Source organism: Delftia sp. WY8, from assembly GCF_018437695.1.
Lineage (GTDB): Bacteria > Pseudomonadota > Gammaproteobacteria > Burkholderiales > Burkholderiaceae_C > Comamonas > Comamonas tsuruhatensis.
In genome coordinates, this window is record NZ_CP049795.1 from 4,063,151 (window position 1) to 4,078,166 (window position 15,016).

11 protein-coding genes and 1 tRNA gene are annotated in these 15,016 nt (G+C 71.3%); 10 read left to right on the plus strand and 2 right to left on the minus strand.

Annotation, left to right across the window (positions count from 1 at the left end):
• Nucleotides 1-21: 21 nt before the first annotated feature.
• Together G4D77_RS18805 and G4D77_RS18810 are read left to right on the plus strand one after the other, a co-directional pair.
• Nucleotides 22-696: a response regulator gene (locus tag G4D77_RS18805; RefSeq protein ID WP_016450397.1), complete on the plus strand. Its 675-nt coding sequence runs from the start codon at nt 22-24 to the stop codon at nt 694-696.
• A gap of 66 nt (nt 697-762) precedes the next feature.
• A tRNA-Phe gene (locus G4D77_RS18810) sits at nt 763-838 on the plus strand.
• A gap of 103 nt (nt 839-941) precedes the next feature.
• Here G4D77_RS18810 and G4D77_RS18815 read toward each other — a convergent pair.
• A complete protein-coding gene (locus G4D77_RS18815; RefSeq protein ID WP_012202449.1) occupies nt 942-1,271 on the minus strand; it encodes a cupin domain-containing protein in 330 nt (109 codons plus the stop codon).
• Between the two features lie 121 nt (nt 1,272-1,392).
• On the opposite strand from G4D77_RS18815, the gene G4D77_RS18820 reads away from it, so the two are divergent.
• The 6 genes from G4D77_RS18820 to recD all read left to right on the plus strand — a co-directional run bounded on the left by G4D77_RS18820 (nt 1,393) and on the right by recD (nt 13,092).
• Nucleotides 1,393-2,589 (plus strand): NnrS family protein, encoded by a 1,197-nt coding sequence (locus tag G4D77_RS18820; protein WP_154833258.1) that lies wholly within the window; start codon nt 1,393-1,395, stop codon nt 2,587-2,589.
• A 13-nt stretch (nt 2,590-2,602) separates the two neighbouring features.
• Nucleotides 2,603-3,049, plus strand: a complete 447-nt coding sequence (locus G4D77_RS18825; RefSeq protein ID WP_154833260.1) for an RrF2 family transcriptional regulator — start codon at nt 2,603-2,605, stop codon at nt 3,047-3,049.
• Entirely contained in the window at nt 3,046-3,498 is a 453-nt protein-coding gene (locus G4D77_RS18830) for a CopD family copper resistance protein (protein ID WP_016450400.1), read from the plus strand. Before G4D77_RS18825 ends, G4D77_RS18830 begins: the two co-directional genes overlap by 4 nt.
• A gap of 77 nt (nt 3,499-3,575) precedes the next feature.
• Nucleotides 3,576-7,100 (plus strand): exodeoxyribonuclease V subunit gamma, encoded by a 3,525-nt coding sequence (gene recC / locus G4D77_RS18835; protein ID WP_154833262.1) that lies wholly within the window; start codon nt 3,576-3,578, stop codon nt 7,098-7,100.
• Nucleotides 7,097-10,945 carry an exodeoxyribonuclease V subunit beta gene (gene recB / locus G4D77_RS18840; RefSeq protein ID WP_154833264.1) on the plus strand — a complete coding sequence of 1,283 codons (3,849 nt, stop codon included), beginning with the start codon at nt 7,097-7,099 and terminating at the stop codon, nt 10,943-10,945. The genes recC and recB overlap by 4 nt, the downstream gene beginning before the upstream one ends.
• On the plus strand, nt 10,942-13,092 hold the full coding sequence (gene recD / locus G4D77_RS18845; RefSeq protein ID WP_154833266.1) for an exodeoxyribonuclease V subunit alpha: 2,151 nt from the start codon (nt 10,942-10,944) through the stop codon (nt 13,090-13,092). The genes recB and recD overlap by 4 nt, the downstream gene beginning before the upstream one ends.
• A gap of 16 nt (nt 13,093-13,108) precedes the next feature.
• On the opposite strand, the gene G4D77_RS18850 is transcribed toward recD, so the two are convergent.
• Nucleotides 13,109-13,771, minus strand: coding sequence for a glutathione S-transferase family protein (locus tag G4D77_RS18850; protein ID WP_154833269.1), 663 nt, complete (start codon nt 13,769-13,771; stop codon nt 13,109-13,111).
• A 119-nt stretch (nt 13,772-13,890) separates the two neighbouring features.
• On the opposite strand from G4D77_RS18850, the gene G4D77_RS18855 reads away from it, so the two are divergent.
• Both G4D77_RS18855 and G4D77_RS18860 read left to right on the plus strand, forming a co-directional pair.
• Nucleotides 13,891-14,250, plus strand: a complete 360-nt coding sequence (locus tag G4D77_RS18855; RefSeq protein ID WP_016450405.1) for a hypothetical protein — start codon at nt 13,891-13,893, stop codon at nt 14,248-14,250.
• Between the two features lie 96 nt (nt 14,251-14,346).
• Complete coding sequence (locus G4D77_RS18860) at nt 14,347-14,874, plus strand: copper chaperone PCu(A)C (RefSeq protein WP_016450406.1); 528 nt, start codon at nt 14,347-14,349, stop codon at nt 14,872-14,874.
• Nucleotides 14,875-15,016 lie beyond the last annotated feature (142 nt).

Consider the following 15,016-nt stretch of genomic DNA (forward strand, 5'->3'; position numbering starts at 1 on the left):
CAGCACATAGGCTTAAGACACATGGCAAACATACTGGTGGTCGACGACGAACTGGGGATCCGGGATTTGTTGTCGGAAATCCTCAACGACGAAGGTCATAGTGTGGACGTGGCCGAGAACGCCGGCCAGGCGCGCACGGCGCGCGCCTCCAACACCTACGACCTCGTGCTGCTCGACATCTGGATGCCCGACACCGATGGCGTATCGCTGCTCAAGGAATGGGCCTCGGCGGGCCAGCTGACCATGCCGGTCATCATGATGAGCGGCCACGCCACCATCGAGACGGCGGTGGAGGCCACGCGCATCGGTGCGCTGTCCTTCCTGGAAAAGCCCATCACCATGCAGAAGCTGCTCAAGGCGGTGGAGCAGGGGCTGGCGCGCAATGCCGCCAGCCAGGCGCCGGCTGCAGCACCTGCCGCAGTGGCCGAGCCTGCCGACATCGCAGCCGTCGTCACGCCTGCGGCCAGCCGTGTGCCGGTGGACAACAACGTGCCGCATGCACACCAGGGTTTCGATCTGGACCGCCCCCTGCGCGAGGCGCGCGACGGTTTCGAGAAGGCCTACTTCGAGTTCCACCTGGCGCGCGAAGGCGGCTCCATGACCCGCGTGGCCGAGAAGACCGGCCTGGAGCGCACGCACCTGTACCGCAAGCTGCGCCAGCTGGGCGTGGACCTGGGCCGCAACAAGCGCGGATAGACTTTTTGAAGGAATTTTGGCTTTTTCGTTTTTGGGTCAAAAAATCCTGCATATAATCTAGTTCTCGGCCCGGTAGCTCAGTCGGTAGAGCAGAGGATTGAAAATCCTTGTGTCGGCGGTTCGATTCCGTCCCAGGCCACCAGATACAGTGAAAAAGATTACGGACTGCTTCGCAAGAAGCAGTCCGTTTTTCTTTGTGCCTCAGGCAATGCGTGATCCTGCCTGTGCGGCGGTTGCGGCCGCCTTCAGTCGTTCGCGCCCGCAATCGTCACCAGCAGCACGCAGCCCTGGTCGCCGCGCGCGTGCACATCGTGCAGCTCGCCGGCAGGCACCAGCACCACCGAGCCGGCCACCAGCCGCAGGCTGGCCAGGCGCGTGGCAATGCCGGCCTCGCCCGCCAGGCAGTGGATGGTGGCCTCGCCGGGGACCTGATGGCTGGGCAGGGCATGGCCGGGCGGTAGCACCAGGCGCAGCAGCTGCAGCTTCGGCGTTCGGATCAGGCTGGTGCTGATGGGCATGCCGTCGCGGGCGTGCAGGGCGATGACCTCCAGTGGCTTTGCGTGTTCGAGTGCCATGCTTGGCTCCTGCTTGATGTGGGTCAGAAGGTGGTGCCGCAGCGGCCCCGCCCGCGCGCCTGAAGATGTACGCTGAATACATCTTATGCAGGCGCACGGCGGGCCGGAAGGAGTGCACATCATGGCGCAATGGATGGAGCTGGAGGAACCCCTGAGAACCCGGGAGCCGGCGCCGCAATGGACGGCATTCCTCGAATTGGGATTTCGGCCGCTGTACCTGCTGGGCTGCCTCTGGGCCGCGCTGTCGGTGGCGCTGTGGGTCCATGCTCCGCAGTGGATCGCGGGGCGCATGCCCGGCGTGTTCTGGCATGCGCACGAGATGCTGTGGGCCTTCGTGGCCACCATTGCCGTGGGCTTTCTGTTCACGGCAGGCAGCAACTGGACAGGGCGCAATCCCCTGCAGGGCCGGGCATTGGGCGCGCTGTGCCTGCTGTGGCTGGTGGCCCGCGCAGGCTTCTTGCTGCCGGGGCCGCAGGCCTTTGCGGTCGCCGCGCTGTGCGAGACGGCCTTCTTCTGCTGGGCCGCGCTGGCGCTGGGCCGTGCCATTCGGGTGGCGCGCAGCCGGCGCAACTACGGGCTGCCCCTGCTGCTGGCCGGCCTGGGCGCGGCCGATGCGCTGTACCTGTGGTCCATCTGGCAGGGCGACTACGGCGCGCTGATGCAGCGCTTCAACGCAGGCCTGCTGTGCATGGCCGTGATTGCGCTGCTGATCGCGCGGCGCGTGATCCCCTTCTTCGCCATGCGCGCCGTGTCCGGCCTGCAGATCCCCATGCACACGGCCAGCGGCCAGTGGCAACTGGGTGCGGGCGTGGTGGCCATCGCCTGCCTGCTGGCGGGCTGGTGGCCGGGCCTGGCCGCCGGCCTGGCCGTGGCGGGCGTGATCGCCCTGTGGCAGGTGCTGGCCTGGACGCCCCAGGCCGTGCGCCGCGTGCCGCTGCTGTGGATTCTCTACCTGGGCCACGCGGCGCTGGGTGCGGGCCTGCTGGTGGCCGGCGCGCATGCGGCCGGATGGGTGCTGCGCCCCGCCTGGCCCGTGCATGTGATCGGTGCGGGCAGCTTTGCCCTGCTCATCATCGGCATGTGCACACGGACGTCGATGGGCCACCTGGGCCTGCCGCTGCGCACCGACCGCAGCATGGTCGCCGCCTATGCCCTGGTCATTGCCGCTGCCGTGCTGCGCCTGGCGGCCCTGCTGCCCACGGCGCTGTCGCTGGCGGCGCTGCATGCCTCGGCCGCTGCCTGGGTATGGGCCTTTGCGCTGTACCTGTGGCGTTTCGCCCCGCTGCTGGTGCGCCCGCGTGCCGACCGGCAGGCATGATCGCAGGCCTGCCATGCGCCTGACTCTGATGACCGACTACGCGCTGCGCCTGCTCATGCATGTGGCGCGCCACCCCGGACGGCTGTGCACGATTGCCGAGATCGCCCAGGCCCATGCCATCTCCGAAGCCCATCTCATGAAGGTCACGCACCAGCTGGCGCTGCGCGGCTGGATCGTGACCGTGCGCGGCAAGGGCGGCGGCATGCGCCTGGCCCATGCGCCGGCCGACATCGGCCTGGGCGACGTGGTGCGCGGCATGGAGCCGGACCTTGCCATCGTCGAATGCTTCACGGGCACCAGCCCACCTGCCTGCACGCTTGTGCAGGACTGCCGGCTGGCCGGCGTGCTGGGCGGGGCGCTGGACAGCTTCCTGGCCCATCTGGACGGCTTCACGCTGGCCGATCTGCTGCCGGCTCCCGCATCCCTGCCGCTGCCTCTGCCGCACAGGAGGCGCGCATGAGCTACGGCCTGCTGCTGACCCTGCACCTGCTGGCTGCCATCGCCTTCGCGGGTACGGTGTTCTTTGAAGTGGTGCTGCTGGCCGGGGCGCGCCGCCACCTGCCCGCCATCGTGGCGCGCGCCACCGAGCAGGCGCTGGGCGACCGAGCGGTGGCCGTCATGCCCTGGGTGCTGCTGGTGCTGTACGGCGCGGGGCTGGGTCTGGCCTGGCAGCATCGCGCGGCACTGGCTGCAGCCTTTGCCGCTCCGCTGGCCAGCAGCTTCGGCCTGCTGCTGGCGCTCAAGATCGGGCTGGCGCTCAGCGTGTTCGGACATTTCCTGGCAGCCATGTGGTGGCGCCGGCGCGGTGTGCTGGGCGGGCGCCGCTCGCACCGCCTGCACCTGAGCGTGTTCTGCCACGTGCTGGCTATCGTGCTGCTGGCCAAGGCCATGTTCTACCTGCATTGGTAATGGACCCGCGCGGTCCCGGCCCGTGTCAACCGCGTTAAGCTCGCTGCTCGCATGGCTTGGAGCACGGGAGCGCAGAGGTGGCATCGCATTGGCAGCCGGGCTTGATCGCCCTGCACGGTAATCAGACGGAGGTGCTGGCCGATACGGTGCTGGCATGGCTGGCTGCGCACCCGCTGGACGTGCTGGAGCCGGAGGTGGTGCTGGCGCAGAGCAACGGCATGGCCGAGTGGTTCAAGATGCGCATGGCCGAGCAGCTGGGCGTGTGCGCCGCCGCGCGCGTGGAACTGCCCGCGCGCTTTGTGTGGCGCAGCTACCGCCAGGTGCTGGGCCGCCAGGCCGTGCCGCGCGAATCGCCCCTGGACAAGACGCCCATGACCTGGCGGCTCATGCGCCTGCTGCCGCAGTGCCTGCATGATCCGGCCTTCGCCCCCATTGCAGGCTTTCTGCGCCCCGGCGAGCCCGAGCGGCTGCTGCAGCTGGCCCAGCGCCTGGCCGACCTTTTTGACCAATACCAGATCTACCGCGCCGACTGGCTGGACGCCTGGGAGGCCGGGCATGACGTGCTGCCCATGCCCTTGCGCCCTGGTGTGGCGGACGCCCCGGTGCCCGAAGGCCAGCTGTGGCAGCCGCGCCTGTGGCGCGCCGTGCTGGCCGAGCTGGACGAGGACCAGCGCGGCGCCACGCGCGCGCGCCTGCAGGGCCGGGTGCTGGCCGCGCTGCAGTCCGGCGAGCCGCCGGCCGCGCCGCTGGCGCGCCGCGTGGTGGTGTTCGGCATCAGCCAGCTACCGCTGAGCCTGCTGGAGTTCCTGGCCGCCATTGCCCGCCACAGCCAGGTGCTGCTGGCCGTGCCCAATCCCTGCCGCTTCCATTGGGCCGACGCCATCGACGGGCGCGAGCTGCTGCGCATGGCGCGGCGCCGCCAGCCGCTGCGCGGCGGCCGCGACTTGGCGCAGCTGCCGCTGGAGGCCATGCATGCCCACGCCCATCCGCTGCTGGCCGCCTGGGGTCGTCAAAGCCGCGACTATGTGCGCCAGCTCGACGCCTTCGACACCACGGGTGCCGCAGCCCGGCTGCAGATGCCGCGCGTGGACCTGTTCGACGAAACCGATGCCGAGGACCTGCGCACCGCGCCGCTGCTGGCCCAGGTGCAGCAGCGCATCCGCGACCTGGTGCCGCTGGCCGAGCACCCACCGCTGGAGGTGGCGCGGGCCGACCGCTCCATCGTGTTCCACAGCGCGCACAGCGTGGTGCGCGAGCTGGAGGTTCTGCACGATCAGCTGCTGCAGATGCTGGCCCGGCCACCGGATCCCGGGCAGCCGGGGCAGGCACCGCTGGCACCGCGTGACGTCGTAGTCATGCTGCCGTCCATAGAGACCGCCGCGCCCTCGATACGCGCCGTGTTCGGCCAGTACGGCAGGCATGATCCGCGCCACATTCCCTTTGACATTGCCGACCTGGGCGCACGCGCCAGCAGCCCGCTGGCCGTGGCCCTGCAATGGCTGCTGCGCCTGCCGCAGCAGCGCTGCCGGCTCAGCGAGCTGTGCGACCTGCTGGACGTCCCAGCGATTGCCGCGCGCATGGGTCTGGCGGCCGACGACCTGCCCCAGCTCACGCGCTGGATGGCCGGGGCCGGCATCCGCTGGGGACTCAATGCGCCGCAGCGCGGCGCCCTGGGCCTGCAGGCCTGCGGCGAGCACAACAGCGCCTGGTTCGGCCTGCAGCGCATGCTGCTGGGCTATGCCAGCGGCGTGGCGCAGGACGGCCAGGCCTTCGGCGGCATCGAGCCCTATGACGAGGTGGGCGGCCTGTCGGCCGAGCTGGCCGGCGTGCTGGCCGCGCTGCTGGAGCGCATGCTGGCGTGGTGGCGCGAGGCCGAGCAGCCCGCCATGCCCGAGGCCTGGGCGCAGCGCTTTCGCGCGCTGCTGCAGGACTTCTTCAAGGCGCAGGACGATGAGGACGAGGCCATGCTGGCCGCACTGGACGCCGCCCTCACGGACTGGCAGCGCGCCTGCGAGCAGGCCGGCTATGCGCAGGCCGTGGAACTGGGCGTGGCCCAGGAGGCCTGGATGCAGGCGCTGGAGCAGCCCTCGCTGTCGCAGCGCTTTCGGGCCGGTGGCGTGACCTTTTGCACGCTGATGCCCATGCGCGCCATTCCCTTCGAGGTGGTCTGCCTGCTGGGCATGAACGATGGCGACTATCCGCGCCGCGCCACGCGCAGCGACTTCGACCTGATGGCGCTGCCCGGCCAGCAGCGCCCCGGCGACCGCGCGCGCCGCGACGATGACCGCCAGCTCATGCTCGAAGCCCTGCTGTCCGCGCGCCGCGCGCTCTACATCAGCTGGACCGGCCACCATGTGCGCGACAACAGCGAGCAGCCGCCCTCGGTCCTGGTCTCCCAGCTGCGCGACTACCTGGAGGCCGGCTGGCGCGGCGAAGGCGGCCAGCCGCTGCTGGCGCAGCGCACGCAGCAGCACCCGCTGCAGCCCTTCAGCCGCCGCTATTTCGAAGAAGGCTCGCCCTGGACCACCTATGCGCGCGAATGGCGGGCCGCGCATGCGCAGTCGGACGGCACGGACGCGTTGCCTGCGCTGCCCGCGCAGCCGCGCCCGCCCTTTGTCCCCGACGCCTCGGCGCCGCTGACGCTGGCCCGGCTCACCGATTTCCTGCGCCATCCGGCGCGCGCCTACCTGCGCCAGCGCCTGCAGGTGCGCTTCGAGCAGGAGGACAACCCGGTCGTGGACGAGGAGTTGTTCCAGCTCGACGGCCTGACCGAATACCTGCTGGTGCAGCAGTTGCAGCAGCAGGTGGCGGCCGGCCTGTCCGAGCCCGGGCAGGCGCCCCAGGCCATGGAAGACAGCGTGCGTGCGGCCGTGGCGCGCCTCACGCGCTCGGGGCGGCTGCCGCTGGCGGGGCTGGGCGAGCGCGGCGCGCGGGCGCTGCAGTCCTCGGTCACGCCTTCGCTGCGGGCCTGGCGCCAGCAACTGGATCGGTATGCCCATCCCGCGCCGCGCAGGCGGCTGCTGATCGAGGACGATGGCCTGGTGTTCGACGACTGGATCGACGGGCTGCGCCAGTCCTGCGAAACCGAAGAGTCCCCCGATGCGGACGACGCACAGTGCTGGCTGCTGCTGGATCCGCGCAACCTGCTCAATGCCAAGGGCCGGCCCCATGCCGACAAGCTCATGCCGGTCTACCTGCGCAGCCTGGTGCTGGCCGCCAGCGGCTCGCAGGCCGAGTTGCGCGTGGTGGCGCGCGACGGCCTGGTGCAGGTCCTGCCCATGAACCCTTCCGACGCGCTGGCACGGCTGCGTGCATTGATGGCCCTGTGGCGCGAAGGCCAGAACGGCCCGCTGCCCCTGCCGCTGCGCAGCGGCCTGGCCATGGCCGAAGGCTTTCCCGCTGCGGCACAGCAGGCCTATGAGGGTGGTCATCTGGTCGGCGGCGAGGGCGAGGACCCGTCCTGGGCCCGCTGCTATCCCGATTTCGAGGCCTTGGTCGCCGATGGGCGCTTCGAGGCCCTGGCCCATGCCGTCCACGCGCCGCTGCTCGACTGGGTGGCCGCGCAGGTGCAGGTCCTGCCGTACCAGGGGGATGCGCAATGAGCGCGAGCGAAATGATCGGCGCCGCGACCGGCGATGTGGACGGCGACGTGACCGGCCATGTGCTCGACGCGCAGCGCTTCCCGCTGTGGGGCAGCCGCCTGATCGAGGCCAGCGCCGGCACCGGCAAGACCTGGACCATCGCCGCGCTCTACCTGCGCCTGGTGCTGGGGCATGGCGAGGGCAGCCTGGACGGCATCAGCAGCACGGCCTTCGAGCGGCCGCTGATGCCGCCCGACATCCTCGTCATGACCTTCACGCGCGCGGCCACGCGCGAGCTGTCTGATCGCATACGCAGGCGCCTGATCGAGGCCGTGCAGTGCTTTCGTGGCGAGGCCGAACCTGCGCCCCACGACGGCTTCCTGCACGCGCTGCGCGAGGCCTACCCTGAAGGCGCGGCCCGTGAACGCGCGGCCTGGCGCCTGGCCATGGCGGCCGAATGCATGGACGACGCGGCCATCCACACCATCGACGCCTGGTGCCAGCGCATGCTGCGCGAGCATGCCTTCGACAGCGGCAACCTCTTCGACGAAACGCTGGAGCCTGACGAAAGCCAGCGACAGACCGAGGCCGCGCAGGACTACTGGCGCCAGCAGTGCTACCCGCTGTCCGACGAGCTGCTGGACGAGGCCCTGAAGATCTGGCCCCACGTCGATGCCCTGGTCGAAGACATGCGTGCCCTGCTGCGCGAGCCCCCCGTGCCCGGTGCGGGCGAGGGCAGCCTGGCCGACTGCCTGCAGCGCGCCATGGAACAGCGCCGCAGCCGCCTGCTGGCCCTGGCGGCCGGCTGGTACGACAAGGCCCAGCGCCTGCAGCGGTGGCTGGATGGACAGCTCGACGGCCATGGCGCGCTGTGGGACAAGCGCAAGCTGCAGCCCGCGCGCTACACCGGCTGGCTGGCCGCGCTGGCCGACTGGTCGCGCGCCCCGCTGGACGGTCCGCTGGCGCTGACCGAGGCCGCGCGCCACCGCCTCAGCCCCGAAGGCCTGGCCGAGGCCTTCAAGGGGTCGGCCGGCGATGTGCTCATGCCGCTGGAGCTGGCCGAGTTGCAGGCGCTGCTGGTGCAGCTGGAGCAATTGCCGCCCGTCAGCGTGGCCGTGCGCCTGCATGCGGCCGCGCGCGTGGCGCAGCGGCTGGCCCACCTCAAGCGCCAGGCCGGCAGCTTCGGCTTTGCCGACATGCTGCAGCGCCTGGACACGGCCCTGGCCGGCGACAACGGCGCCGTGCTGCGCGAGCGCATCCTGGCCCAGTACCCGGTGGCGCTAATCGATGAATTCCAGGACACCTCGCCGCTGCAGTACCGCCTGTTCGACCAGATCTACCGCACGGCGGCCAACGACCCGCACAGCGCCCTGCTGCTGATCGGCGACCCCAAGCAGTCCATCTACGGCTTTCGCGGCGCCGACATCTACAGCTACCTGCAGGCGCGCCGCGCCACCGAGGGGCGCCACTACGTGCTGGGCACCAACTACCGCTCCACCGAGGCGCTGGTGGGCGCCGTCAACCATTGGTTCGCGCAGGCCGAGCAGCGGCCGGGCGAGGGCGCCTTCATGTTCCGGCGCGGCAGCCACAACCCGCTGCCGTTCGAGCCCGTGGCCGCCCAGGGGCGCAGCGAGCAACTGCACACGCGCGACGGCGCCATGCCCGCCCTCACCGTGGCCTGGAGCGCGGGCCGTGACGAGGACACCGGCATCCCCCTGCCTTTGTCGGCCGACGAGGTGCGGCGGCGCTTTGCGGCCCATTGCGCCGAGCAGATCGTGCAGTGGCTGGCCGACCCGCAGGCCGGCTTTGTGCAGCCCGATGGCCGCCTTGTGCGCCTGCGGCCTGCCGACATCGCCGTGCTGGTGCGCACGGGCCGAGAGGCGGCCGCCGTGCGCCGCGAGCTGCAGGCGCGCGCCGTGGCCTCGGTCTACCTGTCGGACCAGGATTCGGTGTTCGCCAGCGATGAGGCCCATGACCTGCTGTACTGGCTGCGCGCCGTCGCCGCGCCGCTGGATGCCCAGGCCGTGCGCGCGGGCCTGGCCACGCGGCTCATCGGCCTGTCGCTGGACGAGCTGGCCTGGCTGGCCGCCGACGAGGAAGCCTTTGACGCGCGCAGCGAGCAGCTGCGCGAACTGCACAGCATCTGGCTGCGCCTGGGCGTGCTGGCCATGCTGCGCCAGACCCTGTACCGGCTGGACCTGCCCGCGCGCTGGCTGCAGGACCCGGCCCTGGGCGGCGAGCGGCGCCTGACCAACTACCTGCACCTGGCCGAGCTGCTGCAGACCGCCAGCGCCCAGCTGGAGGGCGAGCAGGCCCTCATCCGCTGGCTGGCCACCCAGATCGAGGCGCCGGGCAGCGGCAGCGAAGAGCAGGTGGTGCGCCTGGAAAGCGATGCCGACCTGGTCAAGATCGTCACTGTGCACAAGAGCAAGGGCCTGGAGTACCCGCTGGTCTGCCTGCCGTTCGCAGGCAGCTTCCGCCCCATGGAGCGGGCCAGGACGCCGTTCCTGACCCTGTCCGCGCAGGAGGGGGTGGAAGACGATGCCGCCCCGGCCCGCCGATTGCTGCTGGACTTCAGCGACGAAGACCTGGCCCAGGCCGACCGCGAGCGGCTGCGCGAGGACCTGCGCCTGTTCTACGTGGCGCTCACCCGCCCGCGCCATGCGCTGTGGCTGGGCTTGGCCCCGCTCAGGCGCGGCAACGGCAAGGCCTGCGTGAACGAGCAGGGCGCCGCCGGCTACCTGCTGGGCGGCACCGAGCCGCGCTCGGCCCAGGGCTGGCTTGACGGCCTGCGACAGCTGTGCGGAGAAGACCCGCACATGGCCTGGCGCGATCTGGACGCCGAGCCGCTGCAGCGCACGCGCTGGCAGCCGCCGGACGCTGCCACGCCGCTGCACGATGCCCGGCCCTACGACGCGCGCTTCGACACGCGCTGGGGCATCGGCAGCTTCTCTGCCCTGGTGCGTGCCATGGCCGCGCCCAGCCTGCCCGTGCTGCCCGTGGCCGTGCAGCGCCCGGCCGAGGATGAGCAGGCGCTGGAGCCTCCGCCATCGCCGGAACTGGCGGACATCGCCGGCCTGGCGGGCCTGCAGCCCCTGCAGAATGGACCGGCCGGCGGGCCTGCGGTCTGGCACCGCTTTCTGCGCGGCCCCGTGGTCGGCAACTTCGTGCACGACCAGCTGGAATGGCTGGGCGGCGAAGACTTTGCCCTGCCCGTGGACGGCCAGGGTGCGCTCGCTGATCGCCTGGTGCGCCGCTGCGAGCGCGCGGGCCGGGGCGAGCAGGCGCGTGACCTGCTGGCCTGGCTCACGGCCGTGGTCCACCAGCCGCTGGCGCCGCTGGATGTGACGCTGGCCACGCTGGGGCCGCAACTGTCCGAGATGGAGTTCTGGCTGCCCGCGCGCCAGCTGCCGGCCGAGCGCATCGACCAGCTGTGCCGGCGCTTCATCCTGCCGGGGCAGGAGCGGCCCGCGCTGCCCCAGCGCTCGCTGCACGGCATGCTCATGGGCTTTGCCGACCTGGTGTTCTGCCACGAGGGCCGCTACTGGGTGCTTGACTACAAGAGCAACCACCTGGGCCCGGACGGCGCCGCCTACGGCCAGGAGGCCTTGGCCCGCGCCATGCTCCACCACCGCTACGACGTGCAGGCCGCCCTCTACCTGCTGGCCCTGCACCGGCTGCTGCGCAGCCGGCTGGGCACGGCCTACGAGCCGCAGCGCCAGCTGGGCGGCGCGCTGTACTACTTTCTGCGCGGCATCGATGGCCCGGCCGGTGGCATGCATGCCATGGCGCCCGAGCTGCCCCTGCTCGATGCGCTCGATGAACTGCTCGGTCCCGGCCGCGCCAACGCGGAGGAACTGCCATGAGCCCGCGCCCCCGTTCGCGCACCATCGATACGGCCACGCTGGACCTGTTCGATGAACGGCCGGGCGGCGACTCGCTGGGCGGCAAACCGCCGGGCTCCGTGCCGCCAGACACCAATGAAGTGCTGGCCCTGCTGCGCCGCTGGGCCGACGCGGGCCTGCTGCGCCGGCTGGATGCGGCGCTGGCCTCCTTCGTCGCCGGGCAGGATGCGCAGGCCGGGCCCGCCTTGCTGGTGGCCGCCGCGCTGCTGGCGCAGATGGAGGGGCGCGGCCACAGCTGCCTGCCCCTGGCGCCGCTGGCCGGCCACCCCAACGACGTGCTGGCCTGGCCGGCCGATGCGCTGCCCGCGCAGCAGGCCCTGTGGCAGATGCTGCCTGCGCGCCTGTCCGGCTGGGTTGCGGCGCTGAGCGCCAGCCCCGTGGTGCGCGTGGTGCACGGGGAGCAGGTAGATGGACAGGATGGCAGCGAGGACCTCGGCCAGCCCCTGGTGCTGGCCGGCGCAGACGGCCCCGCGCCGCTGCTGTACCTGCGCCGCTACTGGGACTACGAACGCGCCGTGGCCGCCCACGTCATCCAGCGCACGGCGGCGCAGGCCGTGGCCGGACAGCCGCTGGACGAAGCCCAGGCCCGGCGCTGGCTGGACCGGCTGTTCCCGCCTGTGGCGGACGGTGGCCCCGTGGACTGGCAGAAGCTGGCCTGCGCGCTGGCGCTGCGCGGCCGGCTGTCGGTGATCACGGGCGGCCCCGGCACCGGCAAGACCTATACCGCCGCACGGCTGCTGGCCCTGCTGTTTGCCACGGCGCCCGACGCCGGCCAGCTGCGCGTGGCCCTGGCCGCCCCCACGGGCAAGGCGGCCGCGCGCCTGAAGCAATCGATCGACGGGGCCTTGCTGCAATTGCAGGGCAGCATGGGCGGCGAGATCGACCTGGCGGGCCTGGTGCAGCGCATGGGTGCGGCGCGCACCCTGCACTCCATGCTGGGCGCGCGGCCCGATACGCGGCACTGGGGATTCCATGCAGGGCGGCAGCTGGACGTGGACGTGCTCATCGTCGATGAGGCCTCCATGGTCCACCTGGAGATGATGGCGGCGCTGCTGGAGGCACTGCCGGCCGGCGCCCGCCTGGTGCTGCTGGGCGACAAGGACCAACTGGCTTCGGTGGAGGCGGGCGCCGTGCTGGGCGACCTGTGCCGCGATGCCCAGGCCGGGCGCTACCTGCCCGACACGCTGGACTACGCACTGCGCGTGGCCGGCCAGCGGTTGCCGCCGCAGTTCGCGGCGCCCGACGGCGATCGTGCGCCAGCGCTGGCGCAGCACACCGTCATGCTGCGCGAGAGCCGGCGCTTCGGGGGCCCCATCGGCCAGCTGGCACACGCCGTGAATGCCGGTGAGGCGGTGAAGGCCCAGGCCCTGCTCGATGCCGGCACGCAAGCCGGCGCAGGTTCCGAGCTGTGGGAACGCCATGGCGGCGGCGTGCACGCCGTGACCGAACTGGCCGTGCACGGGCGCGGCGGTCTTGCCAGCTATGCCCTCTATGCCCAGGCGCTGCAGGGCCGGCCGGATGCGGCCGGCGCCGACGAGGCAGCGCACCGCGCCTGGGTGGTCGCTGTGCTGCAGGCCTTCGAGCGCTTCCGGCTGCTGTGCGCCGTGCGCGAGGGGGACTGGGGCGTGTCCGGCCTCAACCGCGCGGTGGAGCAGGCCCTGGATGCGCAGGGCGTGATCCGCCGGGGCGGCGAATGGTATGCGGGCCGTCCCGTCATGGTCACGCGCAACGACGCGCAGCTGGGCGTGTTCAACGGCGACATCGGCATTGCGCTGCCGGGAGCGCACCAGGGGCAGCCAGGGCAACTGCTGCGCGTCTACTTCCTGCAGGGCGACGAATTGCGCTCGGTCGGCGTCAGCCGCATGGCCCATGTGGAGACCGCCTTCGCCATGACGGTGCACAAAAGCCAGGGCTCGGAGTTCGAGCACACCGCCCTGGTGCTGCCCTCGCGCGGCGGCAGCGTGCTGGGGCGCGAGCTGGTCTACACCGGCATCACGCGCGCCCGCCAGGCCTTCTCGCTGTTCTCCGAGGTGCCGGGCCTGCTGGCCTCGGCCGTTGGCAGCCCCACGCAGCGCGCCAGCGGGCTGCTGCGCTGGCTGCAGGAGTGAGTGAAGGCCCCGCGCCTCAGGCCGGGGTCTTGTCGCTGGCGTAGCGGGCCATCATCAGCGCCGTATTGGTCTTGCGGTCGGCATTGACCTGCTGCACCGTGGGCCGCTCGGCCATGCGTGCCAGGTACTCGCGCACGGGCAAGTCGGCCAGAACGTCGCGCCCGCCAACGATCTTGCTGGCCGCGCTGACCAGGGGCAGGTGGACGATGGCGCAGCAGTCGGCCAGCGTGAAGCTGTCGCCCGCCACAAAGGGGGAGAAACGCGCGAGTTTGGCGAAGGCCGCCACGTTCTTGTCGAGCTGGGCCAGCGTGCGCTCCCGGGTGGAGTCGCTGACCTGGCCGCCGAAGAAAGCCTGCGGGTAGAGGATGCGCGCCACCAGCTCCAGGTGCAGGTCCAGGTACACGCACAGCTCGCGCACCTTGGCGGCCTCGAAGGCGTCGGCCGGCAGCAGGGCCGGCGAGGGCGACAGCGTCTCCACGTACTCGACCATGGCGGCCGACTCGCACAGGCCCCGGCCGTCGTCGATGCGCAGGTAGGGCACCTTGCCCAGCGGAGAAAGCGCCATGTCGGTCTCTCCCAGCCAGTCCAGTTCCTCGTTGAAGGGCAGCTGCTTTTCCAGCAGGGCCAGCTTGACCTTGTTGTAGTAGTTGCTGGCCGCGAATCCGCACAGGGTGAGCATGGATGTCTCCTTGGGTTGTTTGTGGTGAAGGCGAGGGTGCGCGCCTGTGATGGTAGGGGCGGGTAGGGCATGGCGCGGTCCCGGAGATGACGACTGGGGCAGACCCCTAGAATGGCGCCATGCCGCTTCGCCTGCCCTCCACCTTGGCTGCCTGCGCCCGCTGGGCGCTGGGCCTGTGGCTGTGCGTGGCGCTGGCTTCGGCGTTTGCGCCGCTGGCGCGCGCCTCGGGCTGGGAGCGCCTGTGCTCGGCCGCTGGCGAATCGGTCTGGGTGCCCTCGCCAGCCGGTCAGGACGATGCCCTTGCCGGCAGCCACGGCATCGACTGCCCGCTGTGCCTGCCCCCGCTGGCGCCGCCGCCCGCCCGGTGCAGTGCGGCCCCGGCACCGCTGGTGGCAGATGCGCAGCCACGGGCGCACCCGGCCTCCGTCCACAGCGTGGCCATGCCGGCCCTGCCCCAGGCCCGCGCACCGCCCCGGTGACTCCCGGATTCACTCCCGCTTCCTTCGCTTGGCCAACCCTTTTTGCAAGGCACGAAGACCGTGCCGCAATGCATTGAAATTTCTGGAGAAACCGTGATGACACTGCGTCAATGGACCACCCCTTTCCTGATCGCCGCCTCCCTGTCCATGGGCCTGGCCCATGCCCATGCCGATGCGGCCCATGTCAAGGCCGACGCCGCCTGGGCGCGTGCCAGCGTGCCGGGCCAGCAGGCCACGGGCGCCTTCATGCGCCTGACGGCCGAGGAGCCGCTGCGCCTGGTGGGCGTGGAGTCGCCCGCCGCCGGCGTGGCCGAGGTGCATGAAATGAAGATGGAAGGCGATGTGATGCGCATGCGCGCCATCGACGGCCTGGACCTGCCCAAGGGCGTGGCCGTGGATCTGAAGCCCGGCGGCTACCACGTCATGCTGCAGCAGCTCAAGAGCCCGCTGCTCAAGGACAGTCAGGTACCCATCACCCTGGTGTTCAAGGACGCCAAGGGCGAGACCTCGCGCCTGAGCCTGCAGGTCCCCGTGCGCGCCATGGCGCCCGGCGCAGGTGCGGCATCGGCTGCGCAGGGCGGCGCGCATGGCGGACACGGCGGACATGCCGGCCACTCCCACTGAGCTTTTTGTCATCCACCGGGTTTGTGCGCAGCGGGCCGTGCATGACTTGCGATGGACTTGGCGTGTGCCTGGGTTAAGCTGAGCGCATGGCCGGTGTGCTTCACCGGCATGTTCTTCCAACCCAGTCCTAGCGAGTGCTGCC